Origin of the sequence: Fulvivirga imtechensis AK7 (genome assembly GCF_000331535.1) — a bacterium.
In the GTDB taxonomy this organism is placed as follows: domain Bacteria; phylum Bacteroidota; class Bacteroidia; order Cytophagales; family Cyclobacteriaceae; genus Fulvivirga; species Fulvivirga imtechensis.
The window spans coordinates 1-4,376 of the sequence record NZ_AMZN01000018.1; the positions used below are offsets into that span (position 1 = coordinate 1).

Sequence of the window (4,376 nt, forward strand, 5' to 3'; positions counted from 1 at the left end):
ACAGGAAATACTGGACTGACAAGTTTAAAGATGAAATACCGGTACTGGACTTACCTACGGACTTTTCCAGGCCTTTGATCAAGACCTTTAATGGTACAGAAATCAAATGGAGCATTAGTGAAGAAATATACAAAGGCCTCAAAACCATAAGTCAGCAATACCAAATAAGTCTTTTTATTACGCTTACTTCCATTGTTAAAACTCTTTTACACCGCTATACGGGTCAGGAGGATATAATTATTGGAACACCATCATTAGGAAGAGAACATGTAGAGCTTGAGAGCCAAGTGGGAATTTATATCAATATGCTGCCATTGAGAACGGTTTTTAATGCCAATGACAGCTTTGATCAAGTTTTGGAACTTGTTAAAGAGACTTGTCAGAATGCTTATACGCATCAGTTGTACCCGTTCGATTTTCTAGTGGACGAACTTAGACTAAAAAAGGACCTTAGTCGATCTGCTCTGTTCGATGTGATCATATCTCTTCAGGACGAAGATCTGCAGGGTAAGGAAGTCCGTGCATTCGATGGTATTAGCGTGATGCCGGTTGAAATGGAGGTTAGCTCAAGTAAATTTGACCTTTCCTTCAGCTTTACGGAAAAGGATAAAGGTCTTGAGTTGGTAGTTGCTTATAATACAGACCTGTTCTTGACACAACGTATTCAAAGATTGTATGAGCATTTCATTTATCTCTCCTTACATATAATTCAAAATAGCAGTGCACTCCTCAAAGACCTGGGGATACTTTCTCATCAGGAAAAACAAAAAGTTTTGGCCCAAAGTCGCGGCCTGGAAACTACTTTCGAATTTGATTGTCTGGCTAATCTGAAAAAATGTGCTGAAAAAAATCCAGAAAAAACGGCAGTTCTTTTTAATAACGAATCAATAAGCTATGGACAGCTATGTGAACAATCCGATAAACTAGCTAATTACCTGATTACCAAAGGTACTAGAATCGGGGATCCAGTAGGATTATGTGTAGACCGTTCAATTATGCTGATTGTTGGTTTGTTTGGAATCCTCAAATCAGGAGGAACGTACGTGCCGCTTGATCCTGAACATCCACAGGAAAGGTTGAATTTTATATGTGAAGATGTCGATTTCAGGATAATACTGACACAATCAGCGTTCGTGGAGAAGTTTGAGGAGATCAATGGTAAAGTGGTATGTCTTGACAGGAGTTGGGCTAAGATAAGTTCAAAACCTGCTAAAGAACCAGATATACAGTTGGTCGGCAATTCCGTTGCCTATATCATCTATACTTCAGGATCAACAGGCAAGCCAAAGGGAGTAATGGTCACCCACAAAAACCTGAATCATTTTGTCTATAATTTACAACACCACAGCTATTCTGAAAATTACGAGATTGCTATGCCGCTGATTGCGTCACAGTCGTTTGATATTTCTCTTTTCCAGATCTTTAAGCCTCTCATCAATGGCGGAGTACTCCATATTTTTGAAAAGGGAGACATCATTCAGGTAGGTAATCTACTTAACAAACTTAAGCATATCAATGTACTGGATACTGTGCCTGCTGTTTATACGCAGATAATTGAAGCAGCTAAGGGCCAAAAACGGGAAGTCACATTTCCGCAGGTTGATGAACTATATATAGGTGGTGATAAGATTCCAAATCGTTTACTTGAGGAATTATCTACGGTATTCCCAGCGGCAAATATAATTGTTACTTATGGCCCTACCGAAGGCACAGTTTTTTGTACTTCTATCTGTTATTCGCATTCGGATGTTCTGGACGGCCAAACGAAAAACGGGGCCATCATAGGCAAACCACTTCTCAATACAGGGATCTACATATTAGATGAAAATCTAAACCTTCAACCAACAGGTATAGCTGGGGAGATATGTATTGCTGGCGAGGGTGTTGCAAAAGGATATTTGAATAGAAGCGACCTGAATGAACAGAAATTCACAAAAGTACCTTTTTCCGATGAAGTAGTTTATCGCACCGGAGATATTGCAAAGTGGAGTGCAGATGGCAATCTCGAATTTTTGGGTAGGAAAGACAATCAGGTCAAAATCAGGGGTCACCGTATCGAGCTTGGGGAAATCGAGCATGTAGTGTTGAATTTCAGAGGAGTGAAAGAGGCAGTAGTTGTGGCCTATTCTGAAGGTGATACCAACGATAAATCATTAATCGCATATTATATAACTGATCAAGATATTAAAGGGTTTAGAACTGAGAATTTGAGGAACTATGTCAGCAAGGTTTTGCCACAGTATATGGTTCCACAGCATTTCGTGGAAATTGATAAAATGCCCTTAACCTCTAATGGCAAGGTGAATACGACAGGGCTCCCAAAGCCGGAATGTCAACTGAAGTCGGAAAATTATGTGGCACCACAAAATCCAACAGAAGAAGAGCTAGTAAAGATATGGAAAAACATATTAGGAATTGATCAGGTTGGCATCCATGACAACTTTTTTGACTTGGGAGGTCATTCTTTAAAGGCAACCAGGCTGATCACTCAGATCCACAAGCATTTTGGGATAACCATTCCTCTTCAAAAACTTTTCACAGAACCCACCATAAGGCAAATGGCAGAAAATATTGTGGAAGTCACGATAAGCTGTCCTTATGAATCTATTGAACCAATAAAAACCAAGGAATATTACGATGTTTCCTATGGGCAAAGAAGGTTATGGATATTGCATCAATTGGAGGAGAGCCATATTGCTTACAACATGCCTCAAGCGTACATACTTACAGGTCAGTTAGAGATTGAGAAATTTGAGAGTAGCCTCGTTTCCTTAATAGAAAGACATGAGATATTGCGAACCTCATTCAGCGTAATTGATGGGGAAGTTAAACAAATTGTTGAAGATTTAGAAAATGTAGAATTGCCATTTGAACTTCTTGATTTTGCTCAGAAGGAGAATCCATTGGCATCAGCGGTGGACATAGCCCAGGGTGAAGGGAACAAGCCTTTTGATCTATCAGTAGGTCCATTGTTCAGAGTCAAGCTTATCTGCATACCTGGTGATCAATATGTTCTGGTATTAACAATGCACCATATCATTTCCGATGGCTGGTCAATGGAGATATTGTTCAACGATTTGATCAGATTTTATCAGAGTGAGATTTCAAGCAAACAAGAAGGACCAGAAACCTTGAATATTCAGTACAAGGATTTTGCTTTCTGGCAAAACAAGCAACTCCAAAATAATATTTTGGCTGGTCAAAAAGCGTATTGGCACGATCAGTTTTGCAATTTGCCGGAGGTTTTGCAGTTGCCAACAGATCGTCCCCGTCCTGCTTTAAAAACATTTGATGGGGAAAGTATCACCATGTCCTTTAATTCATCTACTACAACTTGTTTACGACAAATCACTAAAGAGCAAAATTCAACATTGTACATGTTCCTGCTGGCATCAGTAAAGGTGCTTTTACATCGCTATAGCGGACAAAATGATATTGTTATAGGGACACCTGTATCAGGAAGAGTTCATGCTGACCTGGAAGATCAGATAGGGTTTTACGTAAACACAGTTGCAATTCGTACTCAACTTGACCCAGCAATGTCATTTGAACAATTTCTTCGAATTGTAAGAGAGCAGGTGGTTGGAGCCTATGAACATCAGTCATATCCCTTTGATAAGCTAGTGGATGAGCTGGAGCTATCTAGAGACCTGAGCCGAAATCCTCTGTTTGATGTTATGGTTGCACTTCATGAAATAAAGCAAGGAAAGCTTGAAGAGGGTTTGAAAATTGAGGTGTTACAGACGGAGAATAAGATAAGCAAGTTCGACCTTTTGTTCAATTTCTATGAATCTGAAGATAAAATTCAGGCAGAGATCGTGTATAGTTCGCAAATCTTTGATAAGCAAAGAATTGAAGCTATGATGGAGCGCTTGATGGTTTTGATTGATAACGCCACCACACACATTAATATTCCTTTGAGCCAAATCTCGCATCTAACCAAGGTAGACACAAACCTTCTGAACACATTTAATGCTACAATCCGTAACAATGAATATAACCGGACAATAGTTGAGGTATTTGAACATTATGCAGCCATCCAGCCGGATTCATTGGCTTTGGTATATGGAGATGTTAGCTGGAGTTATGGAGAGTTAAATGCCAGTGCCAATCGTCTGGCCCATCACCTCAGAAATGAAATGGGTGTTAAACCTAATGACCTGGTAGGTATTATGCTACCTCGTTCGGAGTGGGTAGTATTAAGTATTCTGGGGATACTTAAGGCGGGCGGTGCTTATGTGCCTGTTGATCCTAATTTGCCCAAGGAAAGGATCAGCTATATCCTGAAGGACGCATCTTTAAAAAACATCATTTCTAACTCAGGCTTTTCATTGGACTTCTTCACGGGCAATTTAATAGCTATAGACATCCAGTTC

The 4,376-nt window shown here is 39.8% G+C and carries 1 protein-coding gene; it reads left to right on the top strand.

Features of this window, described 5'->3' with window-relative positions; genetic code table 11:
- The coding region (locus tag C900_RS06395) for a non-ribosomal peptide synthetase (protein ID WP_040495885.1) at nucleotides 1-4,376 on the top strand (4,376 nt) is incomplete at both ends.